This window comes from Pseudomonas uvaldensis (assembly GCF_021271205.1).
Taxonomy (GTDB): domain Bacteria; phylum Pseudomonadota; class Gammaproteobacteria; order Pseudomonadales; family Pseudomonadaceae; genus Aquipseudomonas; species Aquipseudomonas uvaldensis.
On the sequence record NZ_JAIWKS010000002.1, the window covers coordinates 641,924 to 662,628 of the forward strand.

General features: G+C 61.3%; 20 protein-coding genes. 9 read left to right on the top strand and 11 right to left on the bottom strand.

What is annotated here, in order from left to right:
- Positions 1–192: 192 nt before the first annotated feature.
- The 7 genes from LCU97_RS06165 (at position 193) to LCU97_RS06195 (ending at position 7,346) form a co-directional block, all read left to right on the top strand.
- Positions 193–996, top strand: a complete 804-nt coding sequence (locus LCU97_RS06165) for a putative hydro-lyase (protein ID WP_232775879.1) — start codon at positions 193–195, stop codon at positions 994–996.
- Positions 997–1,026: 30 nt separating this feature from the next.
- Positions 1,027–1,566 (top strand): hypothetical protein, encoded by a 540-nt coding sequence (locus LCU97_RS06170; protein WP_232775880.1) that lies wholly within the window; start codon positions 1,027–1,029, stop codon positions 1,564–1,566.
- 38 nt (positions 1,567–1,604) lie between these two features.
- A complete protein-coding gene (locus tag LCU97_RS06175) occupies positions 1,605–2,525 on the top strand; it encodes a LysR family transcriptional regulator (protein ID WP_232775881.1) in 921 nt (306 codons plus the stop codon).
- A 159-nt stretch (positions 2,526–2,684) separates the two neighbouring features.
- Positions 2,685–4,064, top strand: coding sequence for a UDP-glucose dehydrogenase family protein (locus LCU97_RS06180; protein ID WP_053156705.1), 1,380 nt, complete (start codon positions 2,685–2,687; stop codon positions 4,062–4,064).
- A 176-nt stretch (positions 4,065–4,240) separates the two neighbouring features.
- On the top strand, positions 4,241–4,948 hold the full coding sequence (locus LCU97_RS06185) for an HPP family protein (RefSeq protein ID WP_232775882.1): 708 nt from the start codon (positions 4,241–4,243) through the stop codon (positions 4,946–4,948).
- A 135-nt stretch (positions 4,949–5,083) separates the two neighbouring features.
- The gene (locus tag LCU97_RS06190) at positions 5,084–6,190 is read left to right on the top strand and encodes an enoyl-CoA hydratase/isomerase family protein (protein WP_232775883.1); all 1,107 of its coding nucleotides are present in this window, start codon (positions 5,084–5,086) and stop codon (positions 6,188–6,190) included.
- A 4-nt stretch (positions 6,191–6,194) separates the two neighbouring features.
- Positions 6,195–7,346 carry an acyl-CoA dehydrogenase family protein gene (locus LCU97_RS06195; RefSeq protein ID WP_232775884.1) on the top strand — a complete coding sequence of 384 codons (1,152 nt, stop codon included), beginning with the start codon at positions 6,195–6,197 and terminating at the stop codon, positions 7,344–7,346.
- 125 nt (positions 7,347–7,471) lie between these two features.
- Here the strand turns inward: LCU97_RS06195 and LCU97_RS06200 are convergent, their stop codons facing one another.
- The 11 genes from LCU97_RS06200 to pssA all read right to left on the bottom strand — a co-directional run bounded on the left by LCU97_RS06200 (position 7,472) and on the right by pssA (position 19,448).
- Complete coding sequence (locus tag LCU97_RS06200; protein ID WP_232775885.1) at positions 7,472–8,245, bottom strand: enoyl-CoA hydratase; 774 nt, start codon at positions 8,243–8,245, stop codon at positions 7,472–7,474.
- A 13-nt stretch (positions 8,246–8,258) separates the two neighbouring features.
- Complete coding sequence (locus LCU97_RS06205) at positions 8,259–9,386, bottom strand: acyl-CoA dehydrogenase (RefSeq protein ID WP_232775886.1); 1,128 nt, start codon at positions 9,384–9,386, stop codon at positions 8,259–8,261.
- A 9-nt stretch (positions 9,387–9,395) separates the two neighbouring features.
- Entirely contained in the window at positions 9,396–10,583 is a 1,188-nt protein-coding gene (locus LCU97_RS06210) for an acetyl-CoA C-acyltransferase (RefSeq protein WP_232775887.1), read from the bottom strand.
- A 14-nt stretch (positions 10,584–10,597) separates the two neighbouring features.
- Positions 10,598–11,359 (bottom strand): SDR family NAD(P)-dependent oxidoreductase, encoded by a 762-nt coding sequence (locus LCU97_RS06215; RefSeq protein WP_232775935.1) that lies wholly within the window; start codon positions 11,357–11,359, stop codon positions 10,598–10,600.
- A 16-nt stretch (positions 11,360–11,375) separates the two neighbouring features.
- Entirely contained in the window at positions 11,376–13,040 is a 1,665-nt protein-coding gene (locus LCU97_RS06220; protein ID WP_232775888.1) for an AMP-binding protein, read from the bottom strand.
- A 263-nt stretch (positions 13,041–13,303) separates the two neighbouring features.
- The gene (locus tag LCU97_RS06225; RefSeq protein WP_232775936.1) at positions 13,304–14,764 is read right to left on the bottom strand and encodes an ArnT family glycosyltransferase; all 1,461 of its coding nucleotides are present in this window, start codon (positions 14,762–14,764) and stop codon (positions 13,304–13,306) included.
- 67 nt (positions 14,765–14,831) lie between these two features.
- Entirely contained in the window at positions 14,832–15,125 is a 294-nt protein-coding gene (locus LCU97_RS06230) for a lipid-A-disaccharide synthase N-terminal domain-containing protein (protein WP_232775889.1), read from the bottom strand.
- A gap of 1 nt (position 15,126) precedes the next feature.
- Positions 15,127–15,870: a glycosyltransferase family 2 protein gene (locus LCU97_RS06235; protein WP_053156736.1), complete on the bottom strand. Its 744-nt coding sequence runs from the start codon at positions 15,868–15,870 to the stop codon at positions 15,127–15,129.
- 23 nt (positions 15,871–15,893) lie between these two features.
- On the bottom strand, positions 15,894–16,865 hold the full coding sequence (locus LCU97_RS06240; RefSeq protein WP_053156738.1) for an NAD-dependent epimerase/dehydratase family protein: 972 nt from the start codon (positions 16,863–16,865) through the stop codon (positions 15,894–15,896).
- Positions 16,866–17,076: 211 nt separating this feature from the next.
- Positions 17,077–18,093 (bottom strand): AraC family transcriptional regulator, encoded by a 1,017-nt coding sequence (locus LCU97_RS06245; RefSeq protein ID WP_053156741.1) that lies wholly within the window; start codon positions 18,091–18,093, stop codon positions 17,077–17,079.
- Between the two features lie 11 nt (positions 18,094–18,104).
- Positions 18,105–19,448: a CDP-diacylglycerol--serine O-phosphatidyltransferase gene (gene pssA, locus LCU97_RS06250; protein ID WP_053156744.1), complete on the bottom strand. Its 1,344-nt coding sequence runs from the start codon at positions 19,446–19,448 to the stop codon at positions 18,105–18,107.
- 137 nt (positions 19,449–19,585) lie between these two features.
- Between pssA and LCU97_RS06255 the strand changes: the two genes are divergently transcribed.
- On the top strand, positions 19,586–20,173 hold the full coding sequence (locus tag LCU97_RS06255; RefSeq protein ID WP_232775890.1) for a TetR/AcrR family transcriptional regulator: 588 nt from the start codon (positions 19,586–19,588) through the stop codon (positions 20,171–20,173).
- A 41-nt stretch (positions 20,174–20,214) separates the two neighbouring features.
- Complete coding sequence (locus tag LCU97_RS06260; protein ID WP_232775891.1) at positions 20,215–20,694, top strand: nuclear transport factor 2 family protein; 480 nt, start codon at positions 20,215–20,217, stop codon at positions 20,692–20,694.
- The last annotated feature ends 11 nt before the right edge of the window (positions 20,695–20,705 follow it).

Below are 20,705 nucleotides of genomic sequence, written 5' to 3' on the forward strand. Positions count from 1 at the left end.
GCGTCAAACGGGAAAAAAACCGGATCGGCCATAAGAAAATCTGATGCGCCGTGGACTCTGATCCGGAGTGCAGTCGCTGGCGACCACGCCGTGGCGATAACTTTTACTTGTCGCACGCACCAACATTCCTTGTTGGACGCCACCATCGCGGACTTTTAGGGTAAAAATCCAACAAGAACAGGAGCCACTTCGATGACTCAGCCAGCCCCCACCTTCGAGCAACTGCAGCAATACGAACCACCAGCCCTTCGCCAGAGCATCGCCGCCGGCCATTACCAGGGGCATACCAGCGGACTGGGTCCGGGCCGGGTGCAAGCCAACATCGTGATTCTGCCCGGCGATTGGGCCGACGAATTCCTGCGCTACTGCACCCTCAACCGCCAGGCCTGCCCGATATTGGACGTGACCGAACCCGGGGACCCGTATTTCCGTAACCTGGGCAGCGCCATCGATATCCGCCATGACGTGCCCCGCTACCGGGTCTTCCGTCACGGTGAACTGAGCGAGGAACCCCTGGATATCGAACACTTGTGGCAGGACGACATGGTCGCCTTCGCCCTCGGTTGCTCGTTCTCCTTCGAACAACCGTTGCTGGAAGCCGGCATTCATCTGCGGCATATCGAGCTGGGCCGCAATGTCGCCATGTTCCGCACCAACATCGACACGCGCCCCACCGCCCGGCTGGCCGGCAAAATGGTCGTGAGCATGCGTCCGATGAAGGCCGCTGCCGCCATCCAGGCCATCCAGATCACTGGTCGCATGCCCAACGTCCATGGTGCCCCGGTGCATATCGGCGACCCGACGCTGATCGGCATCGAATCTCTGGACCGGCCGGACTATGGCGACGCCGTGCCGGTCGAAGCGGACGAGATCCCGGTATTCTGGGCCTGTGGCGTGACACCGCAATCGGTGGTCCAGGCGTCTCGTCCACCGCTGTGCATCACCCATGCACCGGGGTGCATGCTGGTGACGGACTTGTGGAACAGTGCGTTGTAAGCACGACGAACAACCTGATGTGGACTGGCAATGAACACAGCCCGGCTATCGATCCAACGCTACATCGACGCCAAGGACGGCAACCGCCCTCACCTGCTCGACCAGGCTTTCACGACCGAGGCTACCCTGGACATGGTGGTGCGCACCGGCGCCATTTCGTTTCCGGGGCATGTGGAAGGTCGCGAGGCCATCGGCGAGGTCCTGGTCAGGCGCTTTGGCCAGACCTTCGAAAACGTCTATACGTTTTGCCTGGGAGCTCCGCCGCCCGCGGATGCCAAGGCGTTCCAGTGCAAATGGCTGGTGGCGATGTCGGACAAAAACAGCGGCGAGGTCCGTGTCGGTTGTGGCCTGTACGACTGGCAGTTCGAACCTGAATCGAAGCGGGTCGAGGGCCTGACGATCACGATCGAGCACATGGAAATCCTGCCAACGGCCGATCTGCCTGTGATAATGGCCTGGGTTTCCGGGCTGGACTATCCATGGTGCGATCCTCAGGCGGCGCTGAGCAATGTACCGGATGTCACCGAGCTTCAACCCGTGATCCACTATGTGAGGGCCGGCATGCTTTAACCGGCTCATGGCCCATCTGTCCCTCGGGAGCGTCCCCAATGAACATCAAGTTTCTGGAAACCTTCGTCTGGGTCGCTCGCCTGAAAAGTTTCCGGCTCACGGCGGAAAAACTGTTCACCACCCAGGCCTCCATTTCCAGCCGCATCGCGGCCCTGGAAGACGAAATGGGCGTGCGCCTGTTCGTGCGCGACTCCAAAGGTGTGTCGCTGACGTCCGAAGGGCAGCGGGTGCTGGAATACGCCGAGCGCATCATGGACACCATGCAAAGCATGAAAGCCGTGATCAAGGATCCGCGCCAGGTCCGCGGCCGGATCCGTATCGGCGCCATGGATACGGTGATCCATACCTGGATCAGCCCCCTGGTGACACGCCTGATGGAGTGCTATCCGGCCCTGGAAATCGAATTGTCGGCCGACACGGCGAGCAACCTGTGCTCACAATTGGAGAAAGGCTACCAGGACATCATTTTCCAGACCGACATCCTGCGCCTGGACAGCGTGCGCAATGCCCTGCTGACCCGATACCCGATGCATTGGGTGGTGCGCACCGGCTCTGTCTATGATCGCCCTTACGCATCGCTGGATGAGCTGTCCCAGGAACGCATCGTCACCTTCTCGCGCAATTCGCGGCCGCATCAGGACATCCTCAACCTGTTGCATTCGGCGAACATCGTTTCGCCACGCATCAACTGCGTGAACTCGGCATCGGCCATCACGCGCCTGGTTCGCGACGGATTCGGCATCGGCGCCATGCCCGCGGCGCTGGTCCAGGGCGAACTGGCCCAAGGCACTCTGAAACTGGTCGACGGCGTGCCGCTGCCCTCGGTGATGGACATCGTCGCCAGCTGGCGCACCGGCGCGGGCATGGAACGGGTGGAAGACATCGTCAGCCTCACCCGGGATGTGGTGGGTGAGTTCGTTGCGCGATTGCCTGTCGCCTACCGATTGGATTCAAACTGACCTGTTGCTCAACGGCACCCGCCTGCCTTTTCCCTCTGTTCCGCACAGCGACTTCCCGCTGTAAGTGAATTGCAATATCCCGGACATACGCTGAGAAGAACGCACTGCCCGACGGCTGGCTGTGCATCTTCGTCCGCTCGGATGGCCAGGGAGTCCGCTATGAGAATCAGTGTCTTCGGAAGTGGTTACGTCGGCTTGGTGCAGGCCGCCGTATTGGCCGAAGTGGGCCACGACGTCATTTGCATGGACATCGATGAGCGCAAGGTCGAAAGCCTGCGCCAGGGTCAGGTCAGCATTTATGAGCCAGGCCTTGGGGCGCTTGTGCGCGAGGGGCTCGAGGCCGGACGCTTGCATTTCACCAGTGACGAAAAGCTTGCCGTACAACACGGCCAAGTGCTGTTCATCGCGGTCGGCACGCCTTCCAGGGAGGATGGCTCGGCCGACCTGTCCCAGGTCATGTCAGTCGGCGAAGCCGTCGCACGCTACCGCGAGCAGCCGGTCATCGTGGTGGAAAAATCCACCGTGCCAGTGGGCACCGGCGACGCCTTGCACGCACACATCAATAAATGCCTGATCAAGGCCGGGCGCTTGTTGCAGTTCGATATCGTGTCCAACCCTGAGTTTCTCAAGGAAGGCTCCGCCGTCGCCGATTGCCGGCGCCCGGACCGGATCGTGATCGGCTGCGAGCGCGAGGAAGTCCGGGAAACCATGCGTGACCTGTATGCACCGTTCAACCGTAACCACGAGCGTGTGCTGTTCATGGACCTGCGCAGCGCCGAACTGACCAAATACGCCGCCAACGCCATGTTGGCGACCAAGATCAGCTTCATCAACCAGATCGCCGAGCTGGCCGAACACCTGGGCGCCGATATCGAGTCCGTACGCCTGGGCATCGGTGCCGATTCGCGCATTGGCTACCACTTCATCTACCCCGGCTGCGGTTACGGCGGCTCGTGTTTTCCCAAGGACATGCGCGCCCTGATCCACAGTGCCGAGCAAGCCCACTGCGCCAGCGACCTGCTGCAAGCTGTGGAAGCCATCAACGGGCGGCAGAAACACAAGCTGTTCGAGCGCATCAAGGCTTACTACAAGGGCGATTTGCGCGGCAAGACCTTCGCACTGTGGGGCCTGGCCTTCAAACCCAATACCGACGATATGCGCGATGCGCCCAGCCGCGCACTCCTTGAAGCGCTGTGGGCGGCTGGCGCCAGTGTTCGCGCTTTTGACCCCGAGGCGATGCAGCAGACCCAGCAGTTGTACCCCAACGAGGCGAAACTCATGCTGATGGGTACCCCGGAATCGGTCTTGCCAGGCGCCGATGCGCTGATCATCTGCACCGAGTGGCAACCCTTCAAGGCGCCGGACTTTGATTTGATCCACCAGCGGCTCAAAGTCCCGGTCATCTTTGATGGTCGCAACCTGTACGACCCGGAGCGTATGAACAGCAAAGGTTTTACCTACTTCCCAATGGGGCGCGGCCAATCCTGCGACTTGCCTGTCGCACCCCCCGTACATTTTCAAATGCCTCGCAGTGCATGAACGTCTCTTTAGCTCAAAATAAATGCACTAGAACAGCATTAATATGAATTTGTAAGTGAGGGGGCTGAACGGCAGACTGTACATCGTTCCTCACCCCCAACTGTTGGAACACTTAAAGGGCTTTCTGGGATCTTCCCGTAAGCCCCTTTTTTTGTTCGTTTTTTGGATTTTGCTGAATGCTTGCTCGCTGGATCCCCGCTGCTATCAATACCCGTCCCACCGAATGGAGCCGCGCCGCCATCGGCATGGCGCTCGGAACGATGTTCAGTGTCTGGCTCTGCAGCCAGGTCTACGGTCTGGAAGTGGCTCAACATTTGATTGGCCCCCTGGGTGCCTCGGCGGTGCTGTTGTTTGCCGTGTCTTCGGGCGCCCTGGCCCAGCCCTGGTCGATTTTTGGCGGTTACCTCTGCGCATCGGTCGTGGCGCTTTTGGTCGCTCATGTGCTGGGCCGTACGCTGGGCAGTGCCTGTCTGGCAGCGGGTATGGCGCTGGTGCTGATGTGCTGGTTGCGCTGCGTACATCCGCCAGCAGGCGCCTTGGCCGCGACCATGGTGTTGGCCGACCCGTCCATCATTGCCTTGGACTGGCAGGGTGTCGCAGCCGCCATGCTGGCCGGTTCGGCCCTGCTCGCCAGTGCCTTGGCCTACAACAATCTGACGCGGGTGCGCTATCCGAAGCGAGCCGCCGAGCCGGTCGCCGTCATTCCAGCCGATCACCCTCCTGTCGACAGCCAGGCCATCACCGCCGAAGACTTGAAACGCGCTCTTGAGGAAATGGAAGCATTTTTCGACGTAACCCCCGAAGATCTCGAACAATTGATCCATGCCAGTGAACGACATGCCAAGCGTCGCAGCATCGCAGAGGTGCTGTCAGGTCGCAGATGATCCTGTGACTGCTATAAATATGCAGAAAGGACCTGCACGTATGCCAGTTGTGCAATGCAAATTTGCACTGTTACGATCCAGACCGGGTACGCGCGAACACAATTCATAAAGAAGAATAAAAGCAGGGAGTTAGCGATGACTGCTCAGGTTTCATCACAACCCGTAGGAAGCGTCCAGATCGCGACCTGCGATGTGTTGGTCGAGGTTCGAAACCACATCGGCCATCTGACCCTGAACCGCCCCGCCGGCCTTAATGCCCTGACCCTGGACATGGTGCGCTGCTTGCAGCGACAGCTCGACACTTGGGCTCTCGATCCGCGCATCCATGCGGTGGTCTTGCGCGGCGCCGGCGAGAAGGCGTTCTGCGCCGGTGGCGATATACGTTCGCTCTACGACAGCTTCAAACAGGGCGAGACCCTGCATGAAGACTTTTTCGTCGAGGAATACGCCCTCGACCTGACGATCCATCACTACCGTAAACCCATCGTCGCTCTGATGGACGGTTTCGTCCTGGGCGGCGGCATGGGGCTGGTGCAGGGCGCAGACTTGCGGATCGTTACCGAACGCAGCCGTCTGGGCATGCCGGAAACCGGCATCGGCTATTTCCCGGACGTGGGCGGCAGTTATTTCCTGCCGCGCATTCCCGGCGAGCTGGGCACCTATCTGGGCGTCTGCGGAGTCCAGATACGCGCTGCCGATGCGTTGTACTGTGGACTGGCCGACTGGTACCTGGAAAGCCACAAGCGCCTGCAACTCGATGAACGCCTGGACCGACTGGAGTGGAGCGATACGCCGCTCAAGGACCTGCAAAGCCTGTTGGCCAAGCTTGCCGTGCAGCAACTGCCGGCCCCTCCCCTCGACGCACTGCGCCCGGCCATCGATCATTTTTTTGCCTTGCCCGACGTACCGAGCATGGTCGAGCAACTGCGTCAGGTGACAGTCGCCGACAGCCATGAATGGGCCCTGGAAACCGCGGACCTGCTGGAGTCCCGCTCCCCCTTGGCCATGGCCGTGACCCTGGAGATGTTGCGGCGCGGCCGGAATTTGAGCCTGGAAAACTGCTTTGCTCTGGAGTTGCACCTGGACCGCCAATGGTTCGAGCGTGGCGACCTGATCGAGGGCGTGCGCGCGCTGCTGATCGATAAAGACAAAAAACCGCGCTGGAACCCGCCGACCTTGGAAGCGCTGGACGCTGGGCACGTAGCGAGTTTCTTCGACGGTTTCGACGACCTTGGGAACTGACTCCATGCACGATCTCGAACTGACTGACGAACAAGTGATGATCCGCGACATGGCCAGGGATTTTGCCTGCGGCGAAATCGCGCCCCACGCACAGGCGTGGGAAAAGGCCGGCTGGATCGACGACGGTGTCGTGACGAAGATGGGCGAATTGGGCCTGCTGGGCATGGTGGTGCCCGAAGAATGGGGCGGCACCTACGTGGACTACGTAGCCTATGCGCTGGCGGTGGAAGAAATTTCCGCGGGCGATGGCGCGCTTGGGGCACTGATGAGCATCCATAACTCGGTGGGTTGCGGACCGGTGCTCAACTACGGGACCGATGAGCAGAAGCAGACCTGGCTCGCCGAGCTGGCGAGCGGCCAGGCCATTGGCTGCTTCTGCCTGACCGAGCCCCAGGCGGGCTCCGAGGCCCACAACTTGCGCACCCGCGCCGAACTGCGGGACGGCCAATGGGTCATCAACGGCGCCAAGCAGTTCGTCAGCAACGGCAAGCGGGCGAAACTGGCGATCGTGTTTGCCGTGACAGACCCTGACCTGGGCAAAAAAGGCATCTCGGCGTTCCTGGTACCAACCGATACGCCGGGCTTCATCGTGGATCGCACCGAGCACAAGATGGGCATTCGGGCCTCGGACACCTGCGCGGTGACCCTGAACAATTGCACGGTGCCTGAAGCCAATCTGCTGGGCGCCCGAGGCAAAGGCCTCGCAATCGCCCTCTCCAACCTCGAAGGCGGTCGCATCGGCATCGCAGCCCAGGCCCTGGGTATCGCCCGAGCGGCGTTCGAAGCGGCCCTGGGCTATGCGCGGGATCGGGTGCAGTTCGACAAGGCCATCATCGAACATCAGAGCATTGCCAATCTGCTGGCCGACATGCACACCCGCCTGAACGCGACCCGCCTGCTGGTCCTTCACGCCGCCCGGTTACGCAGCGCCGGCAAGCCCTGCCTGTCGGAAGCGTCCCAGGCCAAGCTGTTCGCCTCGGAAATGGCCGAGAAAGTTTGCTCCTCCGCCATCCAGATTCACGGCGGGTACGGCTACCTGGAGGATTACCCGGTGGAGCGCTACTACCGCGATGCACGGATCACCCAGATCTACGAAGGGTCGAGCGAGATACAGCGGATGGTCATCGCCCGGGAACTCAAACACTACCTGGTGTGAGGGCTTGAAAAGCATCGCGAGCAGGCTCGCTCCCACAGGGATCCGGGTTGTACGCAACCATTGCATACGACATCCGGCTGTGTGGGAGCGGGCTTGCTCGCGATAGCGTCAGCCAGGTCGACGCGTTACTTGTCCTGGAACTCCGGTGAACGCTTGGCGACGAACGCTGCCATGCCTTCCTTCTGATCCTGCGTGGCGAACGCCGCGTGGAATACTCGACGTTCGAAACGAACACCTTCGGACAGGCTCACTTCAAACGCCCGGTTGACGCTTTCCTTGACCATCATGCCGATCGGCACCGACTTGGAGGCGATCAGCGCGGCGGTTTTCAAGGCGTCGTCCAGCAGTTCATCCGTCGGTACGATCCGCGCCACGATGCCGCAACGTTCGGCCTCCACCGCGTCGATGAAACGCCCGGTCAGGCACATTTCCATGGCCTTGGCCTTGCCCACCGCACGGGTCAGCCGCTGGGTACCACCCATGCCGGGCAGCACGCCCAGGTTGACTTCCGGCTGACCGAACCTGGCGTTGTCACCGGCCAGAATGAAGTCGCACATCAGCGCCAGTTCGCAGCCGCCGCCCAGGGCGAAGCCGTTCACGGCCGCAATAATGGGCTTGCGGCGATTCGCCACCCGATCGCTGTCGCTGAACAGGTCATCCAGATAAATCTGCGGATAGGTCAGCTCAGCCATTTCCTTGATATCCGCACCGGCGGCGAAGGCTTTCTTCGAACCCGTCAATACAATGCAGCCGATTTTCGGGTCGGCTTCCAGGCTGTCCAGCGCATGGTTCAGTTCGCTGACGATCTGCGCGTTCAAGGCATTCAGTGCCTGGGGACGGTTGAGGGTGATCAGGCCGACACGGTCTTTGATCTCCAACAAAATCGTTTCGTAATTCATGCAGCACTCCTGTTCAAAGATTGCGCGAAATGACCATGCGCTGAATGTCGCTGGTGCCTTCATAGATCTGGCAGACCCGCACATCGCGGTAGATGCGTTCCAGCGGGAAGTCGTTGAGATAACCGTATCCGCCCAGGGTTTGCAACGCCATGGAGCAGACTTTCTCGGCCATTTCCGAGGCGAACAGCTTGGCCATGGACGCCTCCACCAGCGCCGGTTGGTCGTTGTCCCGCAGGATGGCGGCGTGATGGACCATCTGCCGCGCCACGGCGATCTGGGTCGCCATGTCCGCCAACCGGAACGCCACGGCCTGATGTTCGATGATCGGTTTGCCGAAACTCTGCCGTTCGCGGGCATAGTCCCGAGCGGCCTCGAACGCAGCACGGGCCATGCCCACCGATTGCGCCGCGATGCCGACACGTCCTCCTTCCAGGTTGGCCAGGGCGATCCGGTAACCTTCGCCCTCCTCGCCCAACCGATTGGCCACCGGCACCTTCACGTCCTCGAAAAGGATCTGGCACGTATCGGAGGCGTGCTGCCCAAGTTTGTCCTCGACCCGCGCCACGCTGTAGCCCGGCGAATCGGTAGGCACGATGAACGCGCTGATACCGCGCTTGCCGGCGCTCGGATCGGTCACCGCGAACACGATCACCACCCCGGCATTCTGCCCCGAGGTGATGAACTGCTTGCTGCCGTTGAGCACGTAATGATCACCTTCCAGGCGCGCCCGTGTCTTGAGGCTGCTGGCGTCCGAGCCGGCCTGGGGCTCAGTGAGGGCGAACGCACCGAGCATCGCCCCACTGGCCAGGGGGGTGAGGAACCGTTCCTTTTGCTCATCGTTGCCAAACTTCAGGATCGGCACGCAGCCCACCGAGTTGTGCACGCTCATGATGGTCGAGCACGCACCATCGCCGGCGGCGATTTCTTCCAGGGTCATGGCATAGGCCAGGTAACCGGTGTCGCAACCGCCCCACTGCTCCGGCACGAGCATGCCGAAAAAGCCCAGCTCACCCATTTCGGCAATGGCCTCCCTGGGGAAACGATGCTCGCGATCCCACTCAGCGGCGAACGGTTTCAGGCGTTCCTGGGCAAAGTCCCGGGCCATGTCACGGATTTGGGTTTGTTCTTCAGTCGGGAGCATGGTGATTCCTTAATACAGGCATTCGACAGCCATGGCCGTGGCTTCGCCGCCGCCGATGCAAATCGCCGCGACACCACGCTTGAGGCCTTTTTGGCGCAGGGCCGAGAGCAGCGTCACCAGGATCCGTGCACCGGATGCGCCAATCGGGTGGCCCAAGGCGCACGCGCCGCCGTGGATGTTGACCTTGTCGTGGGGAATCTCAAGCTTGCCCATGGTCACCAATCCGACCACGGCAAAGGCTTCGTTGACTTCGAACAGGTCCACCTGATCCAGCGACCAACCGGTTTTCTGCATCAATTTTTTCACTGCGCCGACAGGCGCCGTAGGAAACAGGCTTGGTGTGTCGGCAAATGCCGCATGGCCGTGAATCACCGCCAAGGGCTTCAAACCGCGTTGTACGGCCTGGCTCTGGCGCATCAGCACCAGCGCGGCGGCGCCGTCGGAAATGGAACTGGCATTGGCCGCCGTCACCGTACCGCCCTCACGAAATGCCGGTTTGAGGGTGGCGATCTTGTCGATCCGCGCCTTGGGCGGCTGTTCGTCGTGGCGTATGGTCACCTGTTCCTTGCCGACCATGACCTGCAACGGCACGATCTCGGCATCGAAGCTGCCGTCCTTGATCGCTTGCTGGGCACGGGTGGTGGAGGCGATGGCGAACGCGTCTTGGGCCTCGCGACTGAAGCCGTTGGCTTCGGCGCAGTCCTCGGCGAAGGTCCCCATCAGGCGCCCCTTGTCATAGGCATCCTCCAGGCCATCGAGGAACATATGATCGAGCACCTTGCCGTGGCCCATGCGCAGGCCGCTGCGGGCGCGATCGAGCAGGTACGGCGCGTTGGACATGCTCTCCATGCCGCCGGCCACCACCACGTCAGCGCTGCCGGCGACGAGCATGTCATGGGCCAGGATCGCCGCTTCCATGCCCGAGCCGCACATCTTGTTGAGCGTGGTGCAACGGGTCGACTTGTCGAGCCCGGCGCCCAGCGCAGCCTGACGCGCCGGGGCCTGGCCCTGGCCGGCCGCGAGCACGCAACCGAACAGGACTTCTTCAACGGCATCGGCGCCGATGCCGGCGCGCTCTACCGCAGCCTTGATGGCGGCAGCCCCCAATTGTGGGGCCGTAAGACTCTTGAGTTCGCCCTGAAAGCCACCCATGGGGGTGCGGACGGCGCTGACGATGACAATCGGATCGTTGGACATGGCTAAGTCCTCCTTCATTTGGCGGCCATGCGCAAGGCACCGTCGAGACGGATCACCTCGCCGTTGAGCATGCTGTTTTCAATGATATGCCGGGCCAACGCCGCATACTCGGCAGGCTTGCCCAGACGCGGCGGGAACGGCACGCCGGCGGCCAGGGAATCGCGCACCTCGGGCGTCATGCCGGCCATCATCGGGGTTTCGAAAATTCCCGGGGCGATGGTCATCACACGGATACCGAAGCGGGCCAGTTCCCGAGCCGCCGGCAAGGTCAGGCTGGCAATGGCCCCCTTGGAGGCCGAATAGGCCGCCTGGCCGATCTGACCATCGAACGCGGCGACCGAAGCGGTGTTGATAATCACCCCACGCTCACCGTCGTCATTGGCTTCGGTCTCGGCAATGGCCGCCGCCGCGAGGCGCATCAGGTTGAAGCTGCCGATCAGGTTGACGTTGATCACTTGGCTGAAACTTGCCAAGGCATGCGGACCGTTTTTGCCAAGGATCTTCTCGCCGCGCACAATGCCCGCGCAGTTCACCAGTCCGTTCAAGCCGCCAAAGGCGTCGACGGTGGCCTTGACCGCCGCTTCGGCCGCCGCCTCGTTACTGATGTCCGCCACCACGCTCCGGCAGCCCAGTTTTTGCGCCTGGGCGGCCACGGCTTCGGCGTTGAGGTCCACCAGCATTACCTTGGCGCCAGCCTTGACCAGCATCTCGCCGGTGGCCGCGCCCAGGCCGGACGCGCCGCCGCTGACGAGGAAAATCTTGTTGTCGATCTGCATCATGGATTCCTTGGGTTCACGCTGAAACGTTCTGCGCCGCGGCCTCTTGAGCCTTGGCGATTTCCTGGTTGCGCAAGATAAAGCGCTGCAATTTGCCGCTGGGGGTTTTGGGCAAGTCGCTGACAAATTCGATTTCACGGGGATAGGCATGGGCTGCCAGGCGCTTGCGCACATGCTGGCGCAGCTCTTCGGCCAGTTCCGGCGCGGCGCGGTATTGGGCGCTGAGCACCACAAAGGCTTTCACCAGCTCGGTACGCTCCGGGTCAGGCTTGCCGACCACCGCCGCTTCGACCACCGCCGGGTGCTCGATCAGGGCGCTTTCCACGTCGAACGGGCCGACGCGATAGCCGGAAGTGGTGATCACGTCATCACTTCGACCGACGAAGCTGATGCTGCCGTCAGGGTTGAGCTCGACGGTATCACCGCTCAGATAGTAATCACCGACGAACGCCTTGGTGGGGCCGCCCTCGTAGCCGGCGAACCAGCACATGGGGGACTGGCGGCGGTCGATGGCGAGAATGCCCGGTTGCCCCACGCCCAATTCCCGTTGGTTTTCATCCAACACCACGATCCTGTGGCCCGGCGAGGCGAAACCGGCCGCGCCGAGATGAACCGGATGATCGAGCCCGTGGTGGTTGCACAGCACCATGCCCAATTCGGTCTGGCCGTAATGGTCGTGAATCACTACGTCGAGATTGTCGGCGAACCAGCGGATCACCTCTGGGTTCAACGGCTCGCCGGCGCTGCTGACGATGCGCAACTTGCCTTTGATCGACCGGGCGAATTGTTCGCCTCCGGCAATCAACAGGCGGTAGGCCGTGGGTGAGCCCGTCAGGTTGGTAATGCCGTATTTATTGATCACCCGGCAAGTGCTTTCCAGGGTGAACGGGCCGTCGTAGAAGGTAATCGGATGCCCCATGGCCAGGGGGCCGGTCACGCCGAAATAGATGCCATAGGCCCAGCCCGGGTCGGCGACGTTCCAGAAGGCGTCTTCCGGACGCAGGTCAACGGCGTCGCGGGTGTAGCTCTGGAACGCGACGATGGCCTTGAGCGGCACCGACAGCGCCTTGGCCGGCCCGGTGGTGCCGGAAGTGAACATCAGCAGGAAGGGGTCTTCACCGGTGAGCATGACCGGTTCACAGAGGCGGGGGTGGTTAGCCACTTCCGCCCAGAAGCTGAAGTCGCCTCGCACGATCCCCTGCCCTTTGGCGCCGCCCACCGTGACAATGGTCGGGCAACCGGCGACTTCGTCGAGCTTGGGGCGGTTGACCGCGTCAGTGACGACGATACGTGCCCCGGAGCTGCCAAGACGATGCTCGATAGCCTTGGGGCCGAAGGCAGTGAACAGCGGCTGGTACACCGCCCCGATACGCCAGGTGGCGAGCACCACGATCAGCAATTCAGCGGTGCGCGGCAGCAGCCCGGCGACCTTGTCGCCCTTCCCTACGCCCTGGGCCAGGAGAAAATTGGCGAAACGTGCCGCGTTGTCCTGCAAGTCACGGTAGGTCCAGGTCGCATCGCTGCCATCGCGGCCCTCCCAGAACAGGGCGATACGGCCAGGCAGGGCGTGCCGGTCGCAACACTCGACACAGGCGTTCATCGCCTCGAGCGAGCCGTACAGCGCGGCGTTGACAGTGTGCTGGTAATCGAACTGCGACGTGGCGGACGAGTAATCGCGCATGACCAGAATCCCTCTGTACTTTTTATTGGTGGGGGAACCGTAAACAGCAGGGAAATACTCGCGCCGAAGGGCTTGGGCGGCAATGGTCAAAGCCATCAAGTTGCTTGACTGGTTTGGCCATGGTTGGAGTGTTGCGTTGTCAGTGAGGCAGCTTGTGGGAGCTGAGCTTGCTCGCGATAGCGGTGGACCGGCTTGCATTCATGTCGAATGTACCGCAGTTATCGCGGGCAAGCCTTGCTCCCACAGCGAGGTGCCGGTGCCGGCTACGGCAAAGGCTGCCGCCAGGCGAAGGTATAGACCTTGTCCGGTGCTGAAGGCTGGCACTGCCGGTTATCCGCATCGGCCCCGACCAGGAACCACTCGGCCCTTGAGGTTTCGCCGACGCGGCGCGCCTTTTGCGGGTCGTAACAACGCGCCAGCTCCCGCGCCGGTACCAGAGCATGGGCCTGGGGATGGCTGCGCAGCCACAGAGCCGATTGTTCCAGGGACTGATTGCTATGGAAGCCAAAATGCACAATGGGTTGCCGAGCGAACAACCAGTGTCCTTCGCGCCAGCTCACCAGCACCAGATCGGCATTGCCGGTCAGTCGCGCCACCTCGCCCATGATCGTTTCGTGGGGGTTGATGCCTTCTTTGTGGGGCTCGATGAAGCCGCGTGCGCACCAGGCACCCAGCCACAGCGCCGTCAGGACAGTGACCACCGTTCGCCCCCTCGGGCGCTGGCTGAACCAACGGCGCAGCAACCAGGGAATGAGCGGCGCCACCAGCAGGACCAAGGCCGGCACTGCGGGAAAGATGTACAACTTGCGCTTGCCACTGCTGAGGCTGAAAAACAGCAGCACCAGTACCACCCAGCCAAGCAGCACCAGTACCCGCCCGTCGTGCTTGAGCAATTGCTTGCGCCAGGCCGGTACCAACCAGGGCAGCCACAAAAAGATCGGTAACCAGTACTTGGGGATCACCTGGGCGAAGAAATACCAGAACGGTTCGCGGTGCTCCCAGGCGCTGGCATAACGGCCGGCGGTTTGTTTGAACAGGATTTCCTGGATGTAGGCCAGGCTGTCGGTGCCGCCTTGCCAGACGACCACCAGCAACGGCCCGAGCCATACCGCGATGGCGGCCAATGCCACCAGCAGTCCCAGCCACCAGGCGACTGCCTTGCCGGGCATCGGCACCACGCCCCTCCAGCCTTTGCGTACCGCATAGGCGTAGGGAATCAACATCAGCGCCGGCAGAAAGCCCACCCCCTTGCTGATGATCCCGAAGCCCATCGCCGCGCACGCCAGGTAATACCAACGCCAGGCGGGACCGAGCAACAGATGGCGGCATAAGCCATAGATCCCGAGTACCGTCCAAAGGGCCAGGAACCCGTCGATCTGCCCGGTTCGCAGGATGCTGTAGGTCTGGTAGGTCGCCAGGAACAGCAGCGCGGCGATCACCCCGATCCGCCGTCCCCATAACCGTCGGCTCAGGTCATACAGGCAGGCCGTCGTCACGGCCCCGGCCAGCAAGGCCGGCAAGTACAGGGCCACTTTCGGCCAGTGGGTCAGTTGCACGAACAGCGCGACGGCCCACATGAACAGCGGCGGCTTGTCCGCATAGATTTCGCCGGCACGATGGGGAATGAACCATGAACCGTTCTGCAGCATTTCCAGGGCAACGCCGAGGAAACGCTCTTCATCGACGTTCATCGGCTGGCGCCAGCCCAGGCCGGCTCCCACCATGACCAACGCCAACAGCACCAGCGCAAGCAGCTCCCGCCGCGAGGAAGACAGTCGTATTCGCACCCGGTCAGCCCTTGTTACCCAGTTCGCCGCTGTCGCGCTCTTGATGCCTGGCAATCAATTGCAGGTTGCGCAGGTAGACGATGAAACCGAAAGACTGGCCGACAATGAATACCGGGTCCTGACGGTAAATCGCGTACGCCAGCAGCAGTGCGCTGCCAACGATGCTCAAGTACCAGAACCCAACGGGAATCAGGCTGCGTTTCTTGTATTCGCTGTACAGCCACTGCAAGGCGAAACGCCCGGTGAACGCCAATTGCCCGCCGAAGCCGACCACCAGCCATAACGATTCTCTGCCCATGTCAGACCTCGGTTTCCTGTGCGTTGACGTCAAGACGGGTGCGTTTGATCAACCACCACACCCCGAACAGATCGAGAATGCCCACCAGCGCCCGGTCGAGGTTCCCATATTTGGATACCCCTGCCCCGCGCTCACGATGGTTCACCGGTTGGACCAGCATCCGCCCGTTGTGGCGACGGATCAGCGCGGGAATGAAGCGATGCATGTGATCGAAGTACGGCAGACGCAGGAACGCCTCGCGCTCGATCAGTTTGATCCCGCAGCCGGTGTCAGGCGTCTGGTCTTTCAGCAGGCTGGCGCGCAGTTTGTTGGCCCATCGCGAGGCCCAACGTTTGCTCGCCGGGTCACGACGGTTGACCCGATGTCCCGCCACCAGCTTGACGCCACCAGGCTTGCCCTCGGAACCGCGCACCCGTTCGAGCATTTTCGGAAGATCCGCCGGATCGTTCTGGCCGTCGCCATCGAGGGTCGCCAACCAATGTCCGCGCGCCACTTCGGCGGCATGGAAAACCGATGTGCTTTGACCCAGGGAGCGGGCATGACTGAGCACCCGCAACTGGCGGTAACCATTGCCCTGCAGCGCGCGCAGTTCAGCGGCGGTGGCGTCGGTGCTGCCATCGTCGACCACGATGACTTCGAAGGCCTCGTCGGCCAGCGCCGTACGAACTTCCTCCAACAGTGGAACAAGGTTGCCTGCTTCGTTTTTGGCCGGAATCAGGACCGACACATAAGGGGTTTCGTGCATGACATTCCAGTAAGAATCGGAGGCTAGACGCCGTAATAACTGCGGTACCAATCGACAAATGACTGCACACCGACGGGCACCGCGACCTGCGGGCGAAACCCCACCCGCTCTTCCAGTTCGCGTGTGTCCGCCCAGGTGTCAACCACATCGCCCGATTGCAACGGCAGGAAATTTTTAATCGCACGCATGCCCAACGCCTCTTCGAGGCATTCGACAAATTGCAGAAGCTTCACCGGAGAACCGAAGCCGATGTTGTAGACCTTGTTCGGTACCCCGGCGCCATTGGTGGGCGGCAGCGGTATCAAGCGCACCAGCCCCTCGACGATGTCATCGATGTAGGTGAAATCGCGAGACATCGCGCCCTCGTTATAGAGATCAATGGCACGGCCACCAAGAATCGCCTCTGTGAACTTGAACGGGGCCATGTCAGGCCGCCCCCAAGGTCCATACACCGTGAAAAAACGCAGGCCGGTGGTGGGAATCCCATAAAGATGGGAATAAGCGTGGGCCATCAGCTCATTGGCGCGCTTGGTGGCGGCATAGAAGGAAACCGGTTGGTCGACGGAGTCAGTCGTCGCATACGGCATACGTTCATTCAACCCGTACACGGAGCTGCTCGAAGCGAAAATCAGATGCTCAGGCCTGTGGGCGCGGCAGGCTTCCAGCACATTGAGAAACCCCACCAGATTGCTTTGCGCATAAATATCGGGGTTGTCGAGGGAATGGCGCACCCCGGCCTGGGCGGCCAGATGCACGACACAGTCGAAGGCGTCTTCGGCAAACAGATCCAGCAGCGCTTGTTTGTCGGCCACATCCAGTAATCGAAAACGAAAATGGTCATGGACAGCCAACTCCGACAGTCGGGCCTGTTTCAACTCAACGCTGTAGTAGCCGTTGAGGTTATCGAGGCCGATGACCTGATGACCGTCATGACACAGCCGCCTGGCCGTATGGAAACCAATGAAACCTGCCACGCCGGTGACCAGTATTTTCATAGGTCCGGTCCTTGTGGACCTTGACCAACAGCAGGATTGGAAACGGTTTTCAAACCGACATCGCCGCTACCTGAAACGGTCGCTCGCATACACTACTCTGCCTGATGATCTGGCTTTTCCAGCGCCTGCAGAGGCTTATATCAAACAAAAATGACGGTTTTATGAGGGAAAAGAGACAAGGGGGACGGATGAAAAAAGCGCGGCGAGCGGGTCAATCAGGTTCGTTGAGAATCAGGCTCCGATAATGTCCCGGATTGGAGCCCGACCACTTGCGAAAGGCCTTGTAGAACGAGCTTGCATCGGCGAACCCGAGTCGCGAGGCAATTTCGACGAAACTGACGGCAGGCTCGGCCAGCCAGGCAATCGCCAGTTCCTTGCGCACACTGTCCTTGAGCCCCTGGTACGTCTGCCCCTCGTCCGCCAGGCGTCGGCGCAGGGTCGAAGCGGAAACGCACAGCTGCTGGGCCAGGGCCTCGGTCTCCGGCCATTGTTGGGCGGGCAGTTGCCGCAGATCGTGGCGGATGCGGCTGGCCAGGCTTTGCGGGTTGCGGTATTTGACCAGGATATTGGCCGGGGCCTGGGCGAGGAAACGCTTGAGTTCATCGGCGTTGCGCCGGATGGGAAGGTCCAGGCAATCGGCCGCGAGGATCATTCGCGTACGGGGCCGGCCAAAGCGCAGGTTCTGGGAAAACATCACCCGGTAGTCGTCACAAAAATCCGGTTCGCTACAGCGCAACTCGATAGACAGAATAGGAATGCGCCGTCCGGCCAACCAGCAGGCCACCCCATGGACGATCATCCAATAGGTGAAATACGTGAAAGCCCGACGGGGTTCCCGGTTGTCTTCCAGCAGAACGATTTCCGCCAGGCTCTGCTGGCGGACCCACTGCGCCGGCAAGTGTTCGAGCATCAACGACAGAAAACCCAGCCCTACCGTCAATCCGGCCGCCAGCGTCGGCTGGGCCATGGCGCACTGGCAGAAAAACGCCAGGCTTCCGGACTTGAGCTTGCGCGGGTCCATGCCAAAAAACTCGTCGTCGGTGCGTCGGGCCAGCGAACGCCAGAGCCGTGCGTAGGCATGGGCCGGGACACGCGCCTGGGGATCGGCGAGCAGCGCCGGAGCGATGCCGACCTTGCTCAAGACCTCATCCGTCGCCGGACCGGGGGCGCAGCTCTGCAGCAGCGCTTCGCGCACCAACTGGACAGAGATGGTGTCTTTCTCGGACATGGCGCCAGTATTCACAGGATCCGGTAAAGCAGCCGTTCTATCCGTACCCGGCTGACCCGTTTCAGGAACTTGGCCACAGCTGCCGGGTAGTCCGGCAGGGTTTCCAGGTCCAGGTAGCGTTCTATCCGATGGGTGTGTCGGTAGATCTGCTCAAGCTCGGCCCGGCGTGGCGCCAGCAACTCACCCTTGGGATCGTCCAGCAGCAAGGCGTTTTCCAGGTCGAGACGAAAGGCACGCGGGTTGAGGTTGTTGCCGGTCAGCAAGGTGTAGCGCTCGTCGACCCACATGCCCTTGAGGTGATAGCTGTTGTCGCCGTCACGCCACAGGTGCAGGTTCAACTGGCCGCTGTCGATGTAGCGCTGATGCCGCTTGGCGAAGCGCCGCAAGCTGATTTCGTAGAGATATGGCAGCGCCGCGATGATCTTGAACGGCTCGCTCGGTGGGATGAAAAAGTCGTTGGCGGTCTTGTCGCCCACGATGATGTCGATTTTCACCCCGCGCGCCAGGGCACGGTTGAGCTCGCGGGTCACGGCCAGCGGCAGGTTGAAATACGGGGTGCAGATCGTCAGTTGCTGGCGACTGCTGGCGATCAATTCAATGATGACACGGCTCAACGGGTTGTTCTTGCCGACGCCCAGCAGCGGGCTCACCGATAACCCACTCTTGTCGAGGCTACCGGCCGTGGTGTCATAGGCCGCGTACTTGAGGCGGCTGCGCAAGTCGCCGATGTCCTTGCGCAAGCTGCGGGTGCTGGGCGGGTTCGGCAGGTCCAGGCGATGGACAGCCTTGGAGGCCACCAGGCCATGCTCCACCAGATGATGCATGGAGTCGGCCAACGCAGCGTTCTGCAGCAAGTGATAGCGGTCGTAGCGGTATTTCTCGAACTTGTGCAGATAGACGTTATTGAGGCTGGCGCCGCTATAGAGCACACAGTCGTCGATCACGAAGCCTTTCAAATGCAACACGCCGAACAGCTCGCGGGTTTGCACCGGTACGCCGTAGATCGGCACTTCGCTGGCGTGCAGACGCGTCTGCTCCTGGTACCACGCCGAGTTGCCCGGCTGTTTCTTGGCACCAATCAGCCCACGCTGGGCCCGCAACCAGTCCACCACCACGACCACGTCCAGTTCCGGTCGAGCGGCTTTGGCAGCATGCAAGGCATCGAGGATTTCCTGGCCCGCCTCGTCCTGTTGCAAGTACAGGGCGACGATGTAGATACGCTGCGTGGCCTGGGCGATTTTCTCCAGCAGGCAACGGCGGAACTCGGCGGCGCCATCGAGGATGGTCACGGCATCGGCGGTCAGTGCGAAGCTGCGCAATTTTGGCAGCAGGGTGCGTTTGAAGAGCGACGGCATTAAGACTCGCAAAAGGTCGGTCCGAAGAGCCGATGAGCTTACACCATGATGAGCGGGTTTTGGAGCCACCGTCGGCAAACAGAGTGCCCACAAAAATAAAACTTGACCAAGGAGAACGATCGTTCTACTGTTTCGCCATGAACGAAATCATCAGTAATGAAACACGAGACATCATCCTCGATGTCGCCGAAAAGTTGATCTATAAAAGTGGCATCGCCGCCACTGGCATGGACCTTCTGGTCAAGACCGCCGGCGTCTCCAGGAAGAGCATCTATCGCTATTTCGCCAACAAGGACGACCTGATCGTGGCCGCCCTCAAGCGACGGGACGAGCGTTGGATGCGCTGGTTCAGCACGGAAGTCGACAAGGCCCCGAACCCGAGGGCACGGCTGTTGAACCTGTTCACCGTGCTCAGGGGCTGGTTTGACAGTGAAGGTTTTCGTGGCTGCGCATTTATCAACACCAGCGGCGAGACCGGCGACCCGAGCGATCCGGTACGCCAAGTGGCCAAGTTGCACAAACAGAAGTTACTCGACTATGTCACCCGACTTTGTGTCGAACAAGGCGCAGAAGATCCGGATGCCCTGGCCCGACAATTACTGATCTTGATCGACGGCGCTATTACTGTCGCGCTGGTGATGGGTGACCCCCGTGCCGCCGATAACGCCCGGGCCATGGTAGACACGTTGTTGATCGAAAAGAAGTCTGAAAACGCACCCCGTTGAACCGCTGTAAAACTCAATTCAACACCCACTGGAGATTAGCCATGTCGTCCACCGCCGAAGTACGCCCACCGTTGCCGCCTTTCACCCGTGAGTCAGCCATCGAGAAAGTCCGCCTGGCCGAAGACGGCTGGAACTCCCGCGATCCACAGCGGGTGTCCCTGGCCTATACCCTCGACACCCAATGGCGCAACCGCGCCGAGTTCGTTCATGGCCGGGAGGAAGCCAAGGCGTTCCTGACGCGCAAATGGGCCAAGGAGTTGGACTATCGCCTGATCAAGGAACTCTGGGCCTTCACCGACAACCGCATCGCCGTGCGCTACGCCTACGAATGGCACGACGACTCGGGCAACTGGTTCCGCTCCTACGGCAATGAGAACTGGGAATTCGACGAGAACGGCCTGATGCGCAACCGCTATGCCTGCATCAACGACCTGCCGATCCAGGCCAGCGAGCGCAAATTCCATTGGCCCCTGGGCCGCCGCCCGGATGATCATCCTGGATTGTCCGAGCTTGGGCTGTAGCCCCCATTCAA